The organism is Ruegeria sp. AH12 (genome assembly GCF_056541465.1).
In genome coordinates this window covers 133,657-147,955 of sequence record NZ_JBQFYL010000007.1, presented here as the reverse complement: position 1 = coordinate 147,955, position 14,299 = coordinate 133,657, and the positions used below count along the sequence as shown (strand labels likewise).

General features: G+C 58.0%; 16 protein-coding genes. 7 read left to right on the top strand and 9 right to left on the bottom strand.

Annotation, left to right across the window (positions count from 1 at the left end):
- Positions 1–4: 4 nt before the first annotated feature.
- Genes ACR0EL_RS12960 through ACR0EL_RS12940 form a run of 5 tightly spaced genes read right to left on the bottom strand, consistent with a single transcriptional unit; the run spans position 5 to position 4,214 of the window.
- The gene (locus tag ACR0EL_RS12960) at positions 5–547 is read right to left on the bottom strand and encodes a DUF3833 domain-containing protein (RefSeq protein ID WP_480500310.1); all 543 of its coding nucleotides are present in this window, start codon (positions 545–547) and stop codon (positions 5–7) included.
- Entirely contained in the window at positions 544–1,161 is a 618-nt protein-coding gene (locus tag ACR0EL_RS12955) for a DUF3833 domain-containing protein (protein WP_480500309.1), read from the bottom strand. The genes ACR0EL_RS12960 and ACR0EL_RS12955 overlap by 4 nt, the downstream gene beginning before the upstream one ends.
- A complete protein-coding gene (locus tag ACR0EL_RS12950; RefSeq protein WP_480500308.1) occupies positions 1,158–2,381 on the bottom strand; it encodes an MFS transporter in 1,224 nt (407 codons plus the stop codon). Before ACR0EL_RS12950 ends, ACR0EL_RS12955 begins: the two co-directional genes overlap by 4 nt.
- Positions 2,381–2,929, bottom strand: a complete 549-nt coding sequence (locus tag ACR0EL_RS12945) for a hypothetical protein (protein ID WP_480500307.1) — start codon at positions 2,927–2,929, stop codon at positions 2,381–2,383. Before ACR0EL_RS12945 ends, ACR0EL_RS12950 begins: the two co-directional genes overlap by 1 nt.
- The gene (locus ACR0EL_RS12940; RefSeq protein ID WP_480500306.1) at positions 2,880–4,214 is read right to left on the bottom strand and encodes an NAD(P)/FAD-dependent oxidoreductase; all 1,335 of its coding nucleotides are present in this window, start codon (positions 4,212–4,214) and stop codon (positions 2,880–2,882) included. Before ACR0EL_RS12940 ends, ACR0EL_RS12945 begins: the two co-directional genes overlap by 50 nt.
- Positions 4,215–4,401: 187 nt before the next feature.
- On the opposite strand from ACR0EL_RS12940, the gene ACR0EL_RS12935 reads away from it, so the two are divergent.
- The gene (locus tag ACR0EL_RS12935) at positions 4,402–5,127 is read left to right on the top strand and encodes an SDR family NAD(P)-dependent oxidoreductase (RefSeq protein WP_480500304.1); all 726 of its coding nucleotides are present in this window, start codon (positions 4,402–4,404) and stop codon (positions 5,125–5,127) included.
- Positions 5,128–5,140: 13 nt separating this feature from the next.
- Here ACR0EL_RS12935 and ACR0EL_RS12930 read toward each other — a convergent pair whose 3' ends face one another.
- Complete coding sequence (locus tag ACR0EL_RS12930; protein WP_480500303.1) at positions 5,141–5,428, bottom strand: I78 family peptidase inhibitor; 288 nt, start codon at positions 5,426–5,428, stop codon at positions 5,141–5,143.
- 130 nt (positions 5,429–5,558) lie between these two features.
- Between ACR0EL_RS12930 and ACR0EL_RS12925 the strand changes: the two genes are divergently transcribed.
- Positions 5,559–6,671, top strand: coding sequence for an S-(hydroxymethyl)glutathione dehydrogenase/class III alcohol dehydrogenase (locus ACR0EL_RS12925; protein WP_480500302.1), 1,113 nt, complete (start codon positions 5,559–5,561; stop codon positions 6,669–6,671).
- 95 nt (positions 6,672–6,766) lie between these two features.
- Entirely contained in the window at positions 6,767–7,492 is a 726-nt protein-coding gene (locus ACR0EL_RS12920) for an NYN domain-containing protein (RefSeq protein WP_480500301.1), read from the top strand.
- 45 nt (positions 7,493–7,537) lie between these two features.
- On the opposite strand, the gene ACR0EL_RS12915 is transcribed toward ACR0EL_RS12920, so the two are convergent.
- Together ACR0EL_RS12915 and ACR0EL_RS12910 are read right to left on the bottom strand one after the other, a co-directional pair.
- Entirely contained in the window at positions 7,538–8,476 is a 939-nt protein-coding gene (locus tag ACR0EL_RS12915; RefSeq protein ID WP_480500300.1) for a DMT family transporter, read from the bottom strand.
- A 144-nt stretch (positions 8,477–8,620) separates the two neighbouring features.
- Positions 8,621–9,034, bottom strand: a complete 414-nt coding sequence (locus ACR0EL_RS12910; protein WP_480500299.1) for a group III truncated hemoglobin — start codon at positions 9,032–9,034, stop codon at positions 8,621–8,623.
- A gap of 152 nt (positions 9,035–9,186) precedes the next feature.
- Here ACR0EL_RS12910 and ACR0EL_RS12905 point away from each other — a divergent pair, with 152 nt between their 5' ends.
- Entirely contained in the window at positions 9,187–9,651 is a 465-nt protein-coding gene (locus ACR0EL_RS12905; RefSeq protein WP_480500298.1) for a DUF1203 domain-containing protein, read from the top strand.
- Positions 9,652–9,670: 19 nt separating this feature from the next.
- On the opposite strand, the gene ACR0EL_RS12900 is transcribed toward ACR0EL_RS12905, so the two are convergent.
- The gene (locus ACR0EL_RS12900; RefSeq protein WP_480500331.1) at positions 9,671–10,612 is read right to left on the bottom strand and encodes an ABC transporter ATP-binding protein; all 942 of its coding nucleotides are present in this window, start codon (positions 10,610–10,612) and stop codon (positions 9,671–9,673) included.
- Positions 10,613–10,699: 87 nt separating this feature from the next.
- Between ACR0EL_RS12900 and ACR0EL_RS12895 the strand changes: the two genes are divergently transcribed.
- From ACR0EL_RS12895 to polA, 3 genes are all read left to right on the top strand, one after another.
- Positions 10,700–10,876: a zinc-finger domain-containing protein gene (locus tag ACR0EL_RS12895; RefSeq protein WP_170533977.1), complete on the top strand. Its 177-nt coding sequence runs from the start codon at positions 10,700–10,702 to the stop codon at positions 10,874–10,876.
- Positions 10,877–10,958: 82 nt separating this feature from the next.
- Positions 10,959–11,429 carry a hypothetical protein gene (locus ACR0EL_RS12890; RefSeq protein ID WP_480500297.1) on the top strand — a complete coding sequence of 157 codons (471 nt, stop codon included), beginning with the start codon at positions 10,959–10,961 and terminating at the stop codon, positions 11,427–11,429.
- Between the two features lie 70 nt (positions 11,430–11,499).
- Entirely contained in the window at positions 11,500–14,298 is a 2,799-nt protein-coding gene (polA, locus tag ACR0EL_RS12885; RefSeq protein WP_480500295.1) for a DNA polymerase I, read from the top strand.
- Position 14,299 lies beyond the last annotated feature (1 nt).

Sequence of the window (14,299 nt, the reverse complement as noted above, 5' to 3'; positions counted from 1 at the left end):
GAGCCTATTTCTTCTCAAAGAACAGGATTACCTCGCCGATGCGGACCCCAAAACGCGAGACATAGGCGCGGTTCAGCAGGCGGTCATCCTCCAGCAGCCACATCCAGTCATCGAACTTCACACGCATGGTGCCATCTTTGATCGGCAGGTCGATCTTGTATTTCCAGTTGAACGTATCGCCCCGCTCGATCCCTTCGGCAGTGCCAAGCACACCGGGGGCAGTGCCGGTCCAGGTGTCCTCACCTGTTTTGGTCAGGGTCCAGATACGCTGTTCGGTTGCGCCGTCGTCATAGACGAAATCCTCGACCAAAGTCAGCGTTTCTCCGTCCCAAGTTCCATCGATATCCACGGTGAAACGACGCGGGACGTTGCCGAGGATGTCCTGAAACTGACCATACGCGACGGTTTTGCCTTCGAAAAACTCCTCAAGGTTCAGCTCGCGATCTGACAGGAAGGTCTTTGGCACCCGGGGCTTGGCTGAGCAGGCAGCCAGAACCAAAACGCAAGCTATGGCGGCAAAGGTGATGACAAAGCGGGCGCGGATCATTGCAGGGTCCTGGTCTTTGCCTCGGAATCATAGCCATTTGCACCGTTCAGATGCGCGGTCTTGACCTCGGGTGCGGGGCGCATCGTGGCGACCAACTCGGCCACTTTGATGCCGAATTTGCGCATTTCCGAGCGGTTCATGATCGCGCCATTTTCCGTCAGGTACATCCAGTCGGTCACATCCAGCGTGTGCCCGCCTGCATCTTCGGGCAGGATGATCCTGTAGGTCAGTTTGACGGTCGAGCCTGAGATTTCGCCTTTGCCTTCGCCGACAATGTCATCCGCCGTGGCGATGAACGTGTTGCCGGTGCCCAGCGTCAGGTACCATTTGCGGGTCATCTGTTTGCCGTTGGAATAGGTGAACCATTCCGCCAGTGTACCCGAATTGCCATTCCATTCGCCGACCATGCGGGCGACAAAGCTGTTCGACATCTTACCATTCGGGCCATAAATCAGGCCTTCGGACAGGATTTCGCCATTCAAGTGCTCTTTCAGCGAGAAGTTGGGGCCCGTGCCCGCATAATCGGCTGGCGATTGTGAGCGAAAGCTGAGGAATCGCCCCTTGGCCGCCAGAACAGCGAGGATGGCGAGTAGAAACACGATAAGTGTATTCATTTGGCTGTAACCTCCGTGGGCAGTGTCAAAACCATCCCGAATGCGCCAAGCTTGAGGATGCAGGGCAGGACGGCATAGGCGAGGTTGAGTGTTTTCAAAGCCTCGGCACTATTGGTTTGACCGGGTGTAAAGCCGCTGCGCTCTAGCAGTGGCAGAGTGAAAAAGGCAGCGAGCGCGAGGCCCAGCTTGCCGGCAAACGACCAGATGCCAAACGCGGCCGAGGCGTTCAGCCCTGCGCGCGTCAGCACAACGGAAAACATAGCGGGCAGGACAACCATGTCCGCCCCAAGCGCCGCGCCAGATGCGATGCAGATGATGGCGAAGCCAACCAAGGCTCCGGCGTCCAGACTGGCTGCGCCGATGAAGCCCGCGATGGACAAGGGCATGGCAATAATCAGAGTCTTTTTCGGGCCGATCCGGTTGCTGAGCTTGGCCCAAAGCGGAACGCTTGCACCGGCGCTCAGGAAGAACAGGATCAGCAGCGGCCCAGCCTTGCCGGGCAGTTGCAGGCGATCTTCGACAAAGAACAGGAACAGGGTGGATGTGATGGCGACCGGCAGGCTATTGACCAGTGCCAATGCCAGCAGGCGCAGCGCTCCGGCCTGACCGAGGCCTGCGAAGGACAGGCCCTGACCGGTGATCGGGGTACGTCGCCAGATTGGGATCGTCACGATCAGGGTCAGCAACGCCAGCAAGCCCAGAAACAGGCCAAAGGCGGGGTATCCTTGTGCGGAAGCGCCCAAGGCCACGAACAAGGCCGGGGCGCTGGCGGCGATCACGACGCCTGTCAATTGCCCGCCTTCGCGGTAGGCGGCGAGTGTCATCAGCTCTTTGGCATGGGCCTTTTTCGCAAGCGTCGCGCTGCGACCATATAAAAGGATCGTACCGAGGCTGTAGGCCGAGAACAGCAGGATCAGGACCACGATCAGGGCCGTGACACTTGCGCCTTCCGGCAGGCCAAACAGCAAGGGAAAGCCGATGGCCAATCCCAACGCGGCCAAAGCTGCGAACAGAAGCTGCCCTCCCGGCCAGCGGTCGATGGCCCAGCCGATCAGCGGGTCCTGAACCAGATCGACCAGTCGGATCACCAGAAGGACCGTGCCAATCACCCCAAGACCAATGCCCAAGTTCACCGCCGCAAAGCGTGGCAGGTGAATGTAAAGCGGGATACCCGCCGCAGCGAGCATCAGCGCGTACAGGCTGACACGGGGGTACAGCATCACTGGCCCTTCAAGCTTTGCGTAAAGCTGGCCGAGCGGGTGTTGTCGCCCAAAAAGATCGACATGAAGGACTTCTTGATGTCGTTGCTCGCCAATGTGCAGGTCTGGGTACCATTCCGCCAGAAGCCGACCTTGTTTGGCCCTTCCGAGATCGCCAGATAGCTGTCGCCCTTGCTGACAGCCTGAAAGCACTTTTCAAGCTGTGCCTGCGTGGGCTGCGGATTGCCCTGACGGGCCATTTCTTCCAGCGTCGATTCTACCAGCGCCTTTTGTTTCAGGTTTTTGCGGTAAGTCAGTTTCAGGCCAAAATCTTCGCTCCAGTTGAACGCGGCCCCGCCTGGTGTGTAGAGTTTTGCGTCATACAGCGGCAGGCCGAGAAACCGAAAGGTCCCGCTGCCGATCTGTTTGGGGTCTTGCAATTCGCTCGACAGCGGATCAGCCGCCAGCCCACCGGGGGCCAGCAGCGTCAAGGACAGAAGCCCCGCGCGCCACAGGCGCTTATTCAGCCGCGACAGCAGGGATGGCCGGGTCTTGTTCCAAAGTGCCATGGTCAGCTCCGATCGTTTGCGAGGTGCCCTTGATGCGATCCACAACGTGCATCGCACTGGCAATCCCGTCTTCGTGAAACCCGTGCCGGTTATACGCTCCGGCAAACCAGGTCCGGTTCTGTCCCTGCATCTCGCGGATTTGCCCTTGCGCTTTCAGGGCGGCCTTGTCGAACACCGGATGGGCGAACTCGACCTGATCATAGATTTTATCCGCGGGAATTTCCGACGACGCGTTCAGCGTCACGAACAGCGGATCACTGTCCGGTATATTTTGCAGCCGGTTCATCCAATAGGTGACACCAACGTTTCCGGCTTGTGAGCGATAGGTCCAGCTGGACCAGCAGGCACGACGCTTGGGCATTTGGCTGGGATCGCAATGTAGAATGGCGCTGTTGGGCTGATAGCGGATCGCTTCCAATGCTGCAGCTTCGGCGGTCGTGGCATTGTCGCCCAGAATGGCGCGAGACTGGTCGGAATGAGTGGCTAGAATGATCTCATCAAACTGGTCGGTGTGGCCCTGACTGGTCACCGAAACGCCCATGTCGTCGCGCTGAACGTGATCGACCGGGGCAGCCAGTCGAATATCGCAGCCCCGTTCGCGCAGGGCGGCGTCGATGCGGCGAACATACTCGATGCTGCCGCCTTTGACCGTATACCACTGATGCTGATTGGCCCGGCCACTGGCCAGCAACGCATGATTGCGGAAGAATTGTACCAGCGAGCGCGCCGGGAACTGATCCACGAACTCCACCGGGGTTGACCAGATCGCGCCGCACATCGGCATCAGATAGTTGTGACGGAACCAATGGCCCAGACGCATCTGATCCACCAACTCTCCGATTGTAGTGTCATCATCTTTGGCGGCCTCGGGCGCTTCTTTGCTGAACCGCAGGATGTCGGCGATCATCTTGTAGTAGGACGGCCGCGCCAGATTGCGTTTCTGCGCGGTCAAGGTGCGCAGGTTGTTCAGCCCATACTCGATCCGACCGTTGTCGATGGTTGCGCCAAAGCTCATCTCGGATTTGATGACCGGCACGTTCAACTCGTCAAACAGCTTGGTCAGATAGGGGTAGGTCGCATAGTTGAAGACGATAAACCCGGTATCGACAGGTTGATCGCCATTCTTGCCGGCCATGACGGTACGTGCATGTCCCCCCAACCGAGGTTCGGCCTCGTAAATAGTGATGTCGTGATCTTCTGACAGATAATAGGCTGCGGATAGACCGGAAATGCCTGCACCTACGATTGCGATTTTCTTGCGTTCGCCTCGCGTTTCGTCGAACATGTGATCCCCTTAGTACGACATTTTACAAGGGGATACGCAGCAGGTTTGATGTCGGATCAATGAGACTTCGATTATTTTCCATGCTGCTCTATGTTGTGAGGTCTGCGCTGAATTTCCTGTATGGCGGCGTGATCCAGCATCCGTGCCCATCCGTAAAATAAGCATCAGAACACAATACGGCCCAGACATGAGCAGCTTTGATGGAAAAACCTATTGGATCGTTGGCGCCAGCGAGGGCCTGGGCCGCGCTTTGGCCGAGGGGCTCAGCCGCAGGGGGGCAAATCTGATCCTGTCGGCGCGCAATGCGGATCGGCTGGCCGATATCTGCGCGAGCCTGCCGAATGCCCGCGCGGTTCCTTTTGACGTCACCGATCTGGATGCCGTGCGCCGTGCTGTGGCAGATGCCGGTGCGGTCGACGGGCTGGTTTACAATGCCGGGGCCTACGAGCCGATGCGCAGCGCCGATTGGGATACCGAGGCGGTACTGGCCATGACGGATGTGAATTACACCGGAGCATTGCGGGTACTGGGTGAAACGGTTCCGTCTTTCGTGCGCGCCGGTCACGGCGATATCACCCTGATCGGGTCTCTGTCTGGCTATCATGGTTTGCCCGCGGCTGTGGGCTATGCGGCCAGCAAGGCGGCTTTGGTGTCGCTGGCGGAAACCATGCGCTTTGATCTTGCGGGTACCGGGGTCACGGTGCGCATCGTCAACCCGGGCTTCATCAAGACCCGCCTGACCGAGAAGAACAATTTCAAGATGCCTATGTTGATGACGGCTGAGGATGCGGCAGATCGTGTGATCAAAGCGATGTCGCGCCGTCGTTTCCGTACCGATTTCCCGGCCCCGTTTTCATGGGTCATCCGGTTGCTGGACTACCTTCCGGATTGGCTGATCTATCGCGGGAAATAGAGTTGATCCAGGATCAGCCGCAGGTCAGGCGTTGGATCACGCCGGTATCATCCACAAACACATTCAGTCGGTCGATCCGATAATCCTGGGTTGCAATGTCGTTTGGTCCCAGCACGCGACTGCGTTCGGGCAAATCAGCCTGAATGGTTGAAACCGGCTGGCCAATGGTCTCGGCAAATGGATCGCCCTGACAAAAGGCCAGATCGACCGGCGCGGCCTCTGGCTCAATCGGAATATCTTCGGGTGGGGGTGGTTCGGAACAGGCCGCCAGAAGGACCAGGATCGGAAAAAATCGTTGCATTGGCGTTCCTCATGCGGGCAATGTCGCTTCTTCAATATCAATTGTTTAGCCAGTCTGTCATGAATGCATAGTTGAAAGAACCCCGTTTTTGACGCAGGGTTTGGACAAACAAGACTGGGAGACAAGCACTATGCGCACCCGTGCAGCCGTCGCCGTTCAGGCTGGCAAGCCTTTGGAAATTATGGATGTGAACCTCGAAGGCCCTCAAGCGGGCGAGGTTCTGGTTGAGATCAAGGCCACCGGCATTTGCCACACAGATGAGTTCACCTTGTCGGGGGCAGACCCTGAAGGCCTGTTCCCCGCTATTCTGGGCCATGAAGGCGCAGGTGTGGTGGTCGAGGTCGGGCCGGGCGTGACCAGCCTGAAACCCGGCGATCATGTAATCCCGCTATATACCCCCGAATGTCGTGAGTGCGAATACTGCCTGCATCCTAAAACGAACCTGTGTCAGGCGATCCGTGAGACCCAAGGCAAGGGCCTGATGCCCGATGGCACGTCGCGGTTCTCGACTTTGGATGGCGATCCAATCCTGCACTACATGGGCTGCTCGACCTTTTCGAACCACACGGTTCTGCCGGAAATCGCGCTGGCCAAAGTGCGCCCGGACGCGCCGTTTGACAAGATTTGCTATATCGGTTGCGGCGTCACCACCGGCATCGGTGCGGTGATCAACACCGCAAAGGTGGAAATCGGCAGTCGTGCCATCGTGTTCGGCCTGGGCGGTATCGGCCTGAACGTTATTCAAGGCCTGCGTCTGGCCGGGGCTGATCAGATCGTTGGCGTCGACTTGAACCCCTCGAAGGTCGAGATGGCTACCAAGTTCGGCATGACCGATTTCGTGAACCCCAAAGAGGTCGAAGGCGATCTGGTTCCCTATCTGGTCAACTTGACCAAGGGCGGAGCGGATTACACGTTCGATGCCACCGGCAATGTCGGCGTGATGCGCGACGCGCTGGAATCGGCGCATAAGGGCTGGGGTGAATCTATCATCATCGGCGTGGCCCCTGCGGGTGCCGAGATTTCGACGCGCCCGTTCCAGCTGGTCACCGGCCGCTCGTGGCGCGGCACGGCCTTTGGCGGCGCGCGGGGCCGCACAGATGTGCCCAAGATCGTTGACTGGTACATGGACGGCAAGATCGAGATCGATCCGATGATCACCCACACCATGGGTCTGGACGACATCAACCACGGCTTCGACCTGATGCATAAGGGTGAAAGCATCCGGTCAGTGGTGGTTTACTGACAAGATAAAAATACTTTCCAAGGGCGGGCTTTTGCTCGCCCTTTTTGCTCCTTACATTCCTCACCATGAATTAAATTTAAGGTTGAGGAATTCAGGTGACGACAGGACGAACAGACCGCCTTGCGGTTCTGATTGATGCGGACAATGTCTCTGCAAAACATGCAGCAGAAATTTTTGAAGAAATCGCTACGTTGGGAGAGGCTGGCCTACGACGGATATACGGCGACTTCTCCAATGGGCCGCCGCAGGGATGGGAGGCCAAGTCTCTGGCCGAATACGCTATCGTTCCCCATCAACAGTTTGCCAATACGTCCAAAAAGAACTCCAGCGATATTGCCTTGGTCATTGATGCCATGGATATCCTGCATTCCGGCAGGTTCAGCGGGTTTGTTCTAGTGTCCTCAGACAGCGATTTCACACGTCTCGCCAGCCGCATTCGCGAACAGGGGCTGGACGTCTATGGTATCGGAGAGCGCAAGGCACCCAAGGCGTTTGTGGCGGCGTGCAATCGGTTTATTTATATCGAGAATATTGAGAAACAGCCCGAGGACACCCCGCAGGCAAAGAAAACCGAAAGCGCAAAGCCAAGGCAAGAATTGAACCATGCCTATCAGCTTATTCGCAATGTTGTTCAAAACGCTGATGAGCCAGATGGGTGGGTTAAGCTAGGGCAAGTAGGAAGTCAGCTAAGCAAGATCTACCCGGATTTTGATGCTCGTTCCTACGGATACGCGAAGCTGAGCGATTTGGTGCGCGCGACGGGAAAATTCGAAGAAGACGGAATAAATGGCGGTTACAGGATTAGACTCAAAGCCAGCTGACCACGTAAATTTGTCGTTCTGATGAATTCCACTTTTTGTCTTAAGCTACTCCCCTGGCCGTGTCGCCCCGGTATCCGCGCGTGGCGACCGTACCCGCAAAACCGGAGTGTTCACGGATGTGGTGTTCGACCGGCTCTCGCGCCAGACCACAAAAACACCAGACGCGATGATGATACTTGCCCCGACGGCGACCCAGCCATCTGGGCGCTCGCCAAAGAAGATCATGCCGAACAAAGTGGCCCAGATGATCTGACTGTATTGGCTGGGCGCGACGACCCCGGCGGGCGCGGCGCGGTAGGCGAGTATGATCAGATGTTGCGCGATGACCGAAAACACACCAACCAGCGCCATCATTGCCAGATGCAGCAGCGAGGGTGGCTGATAGACGGCGGGTTGCATCAGGCTCATGACCAGAATGGCCAACAGCATGGGGTACAGGATCAGAACGGCGGACCGCTCCTCGTTCCCGATCTTGCGCACCAGAACCGACCCAAACGCGCTGCAGAACGCGGCGGTCAGGGCGGCCAGGTGGCCTAGTGTGATGTCAGTTGAGCCGGGTCTTAGAACGATCAAAACACCGATCAAGCCAACGCCGACCGCGGCCCAGCGCTGGGCCCTCACTACCTCTCCTAGTATCGGGATCGACAGGACGGTGACGATCAAAGGGAAGGAAAACAGCAGCGAGTAGACCTCGGCCAGTGGCAGCACCGAAAACGCGTAGAAGGCGCAGACCATGGATGTGACCATCAGGGCTGAGCGCAGCAGCACCAGCCAGGGATGGTGCGGCAGAAAGTTGCCCGTTGTCCGGTCTGTCAGGATTGTCACTGCCATGGGTACAAAGGAAAACAGGGTGGCGAAAAAGATGATCTGCATCACCGAATAAGTCCCGCCCAGCACTTTGATCAATGCGTCATGGCTGGCAAAAACCGCGAATCCAAGAAACGCGTAACCAAGTCCCCGAAGGGTGGTGTTCTGAGTGCTCATCGCTGTGGCCTCGGGTGATGTCGGTGTGGTGGCACAATGCCGCTCAGCGCAAAAAGGGCTGTCTTGGCCCTGAGTAAACCCAATTGACCAGCCCGCATAGCCCCTATTTTACCGCTAACAGTGCAAAGCTGCCATGTCTTGAGATCAACGCAGGATCGGTGGCGCGTCCTTGGGCTGACGCGCCGATTGCACGCCAGCCTTCATCCCCACCCCGATGCGTCGCGCCAGGGCGGCCCAGGGCGTCGCGGTTTCGGCTGGCAGCGTCTGGGCTGCTACCTCTTCGAACAGGTCCAGCCAACGGGCGAACATGTCGGGCTGAACTGAAGGCCGTTCAATATGAACCCGCTGCGGATTGCCGTCATACCCGCGCTCATACAGGATCGCATTGCGCCAGAATGAGGCGATCTTTTCCTCATGCGCGGGCCAGTCATCGACATGTTGCGCAAAAACGGGCCCCAGTACCGGGTCGGTCCGGACACGGGCGTAAAAGGCGCACACTTGCGCATTGATCTGATCAGACGTGGCCGGAAATCGCGGCGGCAGGACGGGTCGGGTCATAGTGTTTTGGTCCTAACCAGAATCCTGGCGGTTCTACAGGCGTGGTTTTGTCGCGCTTATCCTAGGGCGAACGGTGACGGGCGATTTGCGCAGGAATCGGGTCGCGCGACGTGGTCACGATTGGGCATGGTCCGGATAACCGGAGGATTGATATGTTCAAAATCACTGCATTGCCCACTGAAGAAGTCCGCACCCTGCAACAGGGTGGTCCGGATGACTATGGAGCCACGCCAGAGCACGCTGTTTCAACCGGCGCAGGCAATCCCTGCCGTCATTGTCTGCAAAACATACCCGAAGGGGCGCCGATGCTGGTTCTGGCGCACAGGCCCTTTGCCGCAACGCATCCTTATGCGGAAACCGGGCCGATATTTTTGTGTGCCGAACCTTGCGAGCGCTATGAAGGGGATAAATTGCCTGAGATTCTGACCAGCTCTCCTGACTATTTAATCAAGGGATACGGGCAGGATGATCGGATCGTTTATGGCACCGGAGCGATCACCCCCACGGATCAGATTGGTGCAAAGGTCAAAGATATCTTTGACCGCCCCGATGTGGCCTATATCCACGTCCGATCTGCGCGCAACAACTGCTATCAAGCGCGGATCGACCGAGGCTAAGGCTGGTTCTAAGCAGCGCTTACGACGCCCGAGCTTGAGACGAGGTCAGCGCAAGGAACACATCCTCAAGATCTGCTTCCTCGGTGCGCACATCGCGGATGCGGATACCCGCAGCGCGAACGGATTCCAGTACCTGCTCGGCGCTGGTCTGGGCGCTGCGATATTGCAGTAGCAGGCTGCCATCGTCGCGCAATGCGGCCTCGACCCCGTCAGCCGAGGGAAGGTTTGCAACCGGGCTATCTGGCATGATCACCATGGTGCGCCGGTCCATGCGGCCCAGCAAATTGGCGGTGCTGTCCTGAGTGATCTTCTCACCGTGGTTGATGATTGCGATTTGATCACACATTTCCTGCGCTTCTTCCAGGTAATGCGTGGTCAGGATGATCGTCATACCCTGTTCGTTCAGTTTGCGTACATTGGTCCAGAGCATCTGGCGCAACTCGATATCGACACCCGCAGTCGGTTCATCCAGAACCAAAATCCTGGGGTGATGCACCAACGCCTTGGCCAACAACAACCGCCGCCGCATCCCGCCTGATAGCGTACGAGCATAGGCCTCGGCCTTATCGCTAAGCCCGACGAGTTCCAGAATCTCATCGCTGCGGCGCTGGGCCTTGGGCACGCCATATAGGCCAGCCTGAACCTCCAGCGCGCCACGGGGCGTAAAGAACGGGTCCAGGTTCAGCTCTTGTGGCATTACTCCAATGGCCGCGCGCGACTGGCGTGGGTTCTGATCCTGATCGAAGCCCCAGATCGATACCTTTCCGGACGTTTTGATCACCAGCCCGGCAAGAATGTTGATCAGGGTCGATTTACCCGCGCCGTTCGGCCCCAAAAGCCCAAAAACCGAGCCGCTGGGAATGGTCAGGTCAATCCCTTTCAGTGCGTGCTTCTCGGGTTGACCCTTGCTTGCCCGATAGGTCTTGCGCAGACCTTCGATCCTGATTGCCGCATCGCTCATGTGGCTCTTGCCCCCGGATTGCTCATCGCTCATAAACGCACCTAATGCATGCCCGCGAGGCCGACAACCAGTGAAGGATCGCCAGCCGTGACCATCGAAGCGCCGGAAACCAAGATCGTCGAAACCACCCGCGTCGCTTGTGACGGCGGCGAAGGTGCGCTGGGCCATCCGCGCGTCTGGCTGCAAATCCCTGAAGATACGGGCTGGGTCGAGTGCCCTTATTGCGACTGCAAATATGTTCTGAAAGGCACAGAGCAGGGCTGATTGCCCGTCCAATCGGGTTTCGCCCAAATCTCGCCGTGTTTTTTATGCTATTTCAGTGGTGCATACAGCGTAGGCGAACATGATGACCGACATTGCACCCAATGACTCTGCCAACCCGATTTTTGGTTGGATCGGCTTTTGCATTGCCTCTTTGACGCTGTTTGCTGCCTTGTTCGTCTTTTGGGCTGGACCCTTCGCGCCTCAACAATCCGCAGGCGTGTCGCTGGGTGAGCTGGCGGCTGAAATCGGTAAATCCACCCTGCGATCTGCGGCAGGGCTGGAGCAGCCCGAGCCTGTTGCGCGTGCGCGCGATCTGGATGATTTTCTGCAGATTGGCGTGGCCATGCTGGGTGCGCTGGCAGTTGTTCTGTCGGTTGTCGGTCTCCTGCGTCACGAAAGGCGCCGCCCTGCCATTGCCGGGATTGCGGTTGGGATTGGCGCAATCCTGTTCCAGTTCTTTGCCTTCGCGTTTTTTGCCTTCCTTGGCGTGTTGGTCATTATGGCTTTGCTCAACAGCTTTTCGGACGTTTTCAGCGGCCTCTTCGGCGGTTAGCCGAAGTTCAAGACTGGTCACCCGAGCGACCCTGTGGCAGAACCATCTCTGACCGACAGGGAGCGTGCGCATGAGCAATTTCGGAAAAGGGTGTCACCTGCATCTGATCGATGGATCGGCCTTTATTTTCAGGGCCTATCACGCGCTGCCGCCGCTGACTCGGAAATCGGATGGTCTGCCGATCGGGGCAGTTTCGGGCTTTTGCAACATGCTGCAAAAATATGTCGAGGGGAATGATGGCCCGGATGCACCGACCCATGTAGCGGTGATCTTCGACAAGGGCTCGCACACGTTCCGCAATGATCTCTATGACCTGTACAAGGCCAACCGCGAGGCGATGCCCGAAGACCTGCGCCCGCAAATGCCGCTGACCCGTGAAGCGACCAAAGCGTTCAATATCGCCTGTAAAGAGTTGGAAGGGTATGAGGCCGATGACATAATCGCGACCCTGGCTGTTCAGGCGCGCGAGGCCGGCGGGCGCGTGACCATCGTCAGTTCTGACAAGGACCTGATGCAACTGGTCGGTGGCGGTGTGGAAATGCTGGACGCGATGAAGAACAAGCGCATCGACCGGGACGGGGTGATCGAGAAATTCGGCGTTGGCCCGGAGCGCGTGGTTGATGTGCAGGCGCTGGCCGGGGATAGCGTTGATAACGTGCCGGGGGCTCCGGGAATCGGCGTCAAAACGGCAGCCTTGCTGATCAACGAATATGGTGATCTCGAAACCCTGCTGGACCGTGCGGGAGAGATCAAGCAGCCCAAGCGCCGCCAGACCCTGATCGAAAAGCGCGATCAGATCGAGCTGTCGAAAAAACTGGTGCAGTTGGATGAGAACACGCCGCTGGATTTCAACCTCGAAGACCTCGAAGTACAGGACCCTGACCCCGAAACCCTGCTGGGCTTTTTGGCGGAAATGGAGTTCCGCACCCTCACCAAGCGGATTGCCGACAAGCTGGGGGCCGAGGCCCCGGTCATCGCCGATGCGCCCGCGCCAGCCGCGGAAGAGATTGTGACTGAGGCGATCCCGTTTGACGCGTCGAAATACGAGTGCGTGCGGGACGCGGCCGCTTTGCAGAAGTGGATTGATCAGGCCTATGAGCGTGGTTGGGTTGCCGTAGATACCGAGACCACCGGGCTGAACGAAATGATCGCCGATCTGGTCGGTATTTCGCTGTGTATCGAGGCGGGAGAGGCCTGTTACATCCCGTTGACCCACCGCGCCAGCGCGACTGATGATTTGTTTGGCTCAGATGACCTGGCCGAGGAGCAGATGGCGCTGGAGGACGCGCTGGCGCTGCTGAAGCCGATGTTCGAGGACCCCTCGATCCTCAAGATCGGGCAGAACATGAAATATGACGCAAAGATATTTGCGCGCTATGGCGTCAACGTGGTCTCGATCGATGACACGATGCTGATGTCCTACGTCATGCATGGTGGAGAGCATGGGCACGGCATGGACACGCTGTCCGAGCGCTACCTGAGTCATACTCCAATCCCGATCAAACCGTTGCTGGGGTCTGGCAAGTCGGCGATCACCTTCGACAAGGTCGCAATTGATGAGGCCACGGCTTATGCCGCCGAGGATGCGGATATCACGCTGCGACTGTGGCAGCTGTTCAAGCCGCAACTGCATCAGGTTCAGGTGACGACGGTTTATGAAACGCTGGAACGCCCGCTGGTGCCGGTTCTCAAAGAAATGGAGATGCACGGTATCAAGGTGGACCGCGATGTTCTTAGCCGGATGTCGAATGCCTTTGCGCAGAAAATGGCTGGATTAGAGGCTGAAATCCACGAATTGGCGGGTGAGAGCTTCAATGTCGGCTCGCCTGCGCAGTTGGGTGAGATTCTGTTCGACAAGATGGGTCTCGAAGGCGGCAAGAAGGGGAAAACCGGGAAATACTCAACCGGGGCGGATATTCTTGAGGACCTGGCGACCGAGCATGAATTGCCGCGCCGGGTACTGGACTGGCGGCAGCTGTCGAAGTTGAAGTCGACATACACAGACGCATTGCAGACCCATATCAACCCCGATACGGGACGGGTGCATACGTCCTATTCGATCACTGGGGCGAACACGGGTCGTCTGGCTTCGACCGATCCGAACCTGCAGAATATCCCGGTGCGCACCGAGGAAGGGCGGCGCATTCGTGAGGCGTTTATTGCTGAACCGGGCAATGTGCTGGTCAGTCTCGACTATAGCCAGATCGAGCTGCGCATTCTGGCACATATCGCCGGGATTGACGCATTGAAACAAGCGTTTGCTGACGGGCTGGACATTCACGCGATGACCGCATCCGAGATGTTCGATGTGCCACTGGATGAGATGGCGCCGGACATCCGTCGTCAGGCCAAGGCGATCAACTTTGGTGTGATCTACGGCATCTCGGGCTTTGGTCTGGCGCGCAACCTGCGCATTCCAAGGGCCGAGGCACAGGGATTCATCGACCGCTATTTCGAACGCTTCCCCGGTATTCGCGCCTATATGGACGACACGATCACCTTTGCGAAAGAGCACGGCTATGTGCAGACCCTGTTTGGGCGCAAAATACACACGCCTGAGATCAATGCCAAGGGGCCGCATGCGGGGTTCTCGCGCCGGGCTGCGATCAACGCGCCGATTCAGGGCACGGCCGCGGATGTGATCCGGCGCGCGATGGTGCGGATGCCGGACGCGATTCAAGGGTTGCCCGCCAAGATGCTGTTGCAGGTGCATGACGAATTGCTGTTCGAAGTGTCTGAGGACGGGGTGGATCAGCTGATTGATGTGGCGCGCGATGTGATGGAGGGTGCTTCGGATCCGGCGGTGAAGTTGGATGTGAAGCTGGATGTCGATGCCGGGCGTGGCGCTAACTGGGCCGAAGCGCACTAGG

Excerpts from the sequence above, each read along its gene's own strand:
- ACR0EL_RS12890 (WP_480500297.1), top strand. The coding sequence starts at position 10,959 with ATGACCGACATTGCACCCAATGACTCTGCCAACCCGATTTTTGGTTGG.
- ACR0EL_RS12910 (WP_480500299.1), bottom strand. The coding sequence starts at position 9,034 with ATGACCCGACCCGTCCTGCCGCCGCGATTTCCGGCCACGTCTGATCAG.
- ACR0EL_RS12930 (WP_480500303.1), bottom strand. The coding sequence starts at position 5,428 with ATGCAACGATTTTTTCCGATCCTGGTCCTTCTGGCGGCCTGTTCCGAA.
- ACR0EL_RS12950 (WP_480500308.1), bottom strand. The coding sequence starts at position 2,381 with ATGCTGTACCCCCGTGTCAGCCTGTACGCGCTGATGCTCGCTGCGGCG.
- ACR0EL_RS12915 (WP_480500300.1), bottom strand. The coding sequence starts at position 8,476 with ATGAGCACTCAGAACACCACCCTTCGGGGACTTGGTTACGCGTTTCTT.
- ACR0EL_RS12900 (WP_480500331.1), bottom strand. The coding sequence starts at position 10,612 with ATGAGCGATGCGGCAATCAGGATCGAAGGTCTGCGCAAGACCTATCGG.
- ACR0EL_RS12925 (WP_480500302.1), top strand. The coding sequence starts at position 5,559 with ATGCGCACCCGTGCAGCCGTCGCCGTTCAGGCTGGCAAGCCTTTGGAA.
- ACR0EL_RS12905 (WP_480500298.1), top strand. The coding sequence starts at position 9,187 with ATGTTCAAAATCACTGCATTGCCCACTGAAGAAGTCCGCACCCTGCAA.
- ACR0EL_RS12945 (WP_480500307.1), bottom strand. The coding sequence starts at position 2,929 with ATGGCACTTTGGAACAAGACCCGGCCATCCCTGCTGTCGCGGCTGAAT.
- polA (WP_480500295.1), top strand. The coding sequence starts at position 11,500 with ATGAGCAATTTCGGAAAAGGGTGTCACCTGCATCTGATCGATGGATCG.
- ACR0EL_RS12960 (WP_480500310.1), bottom strand. The coding sequence starts at position 547 with ATGATCCGCGCCCGCTTTGTCATCACCTTTGCCGCCATAGCTTGCGTT.
- ACR0EL_RS12935 (WP_480500304.1), top strand. The coding sequence starts at position 4,402 with ATGAGCAGCTTTGATGGAAAAACCTATTGGATCGTTGGCGCCAGCGAG.
- ACR0EL_RS12940 (WP_480500306.1), bottom strand. The coding sequence starts at position 4,214 with ATGTTCGACGAAACGCGAGGCGAACGCAAGAAAATCGCAATCGTAGGT.
- ACR0EL_RS12955 (WP_480500309.1), bottom strand. The coding sequence starts at position 1,161 with ATGAATACACTTATCGTGTTTCTACTCGCCATCCTCGCTGTTCTGGCG.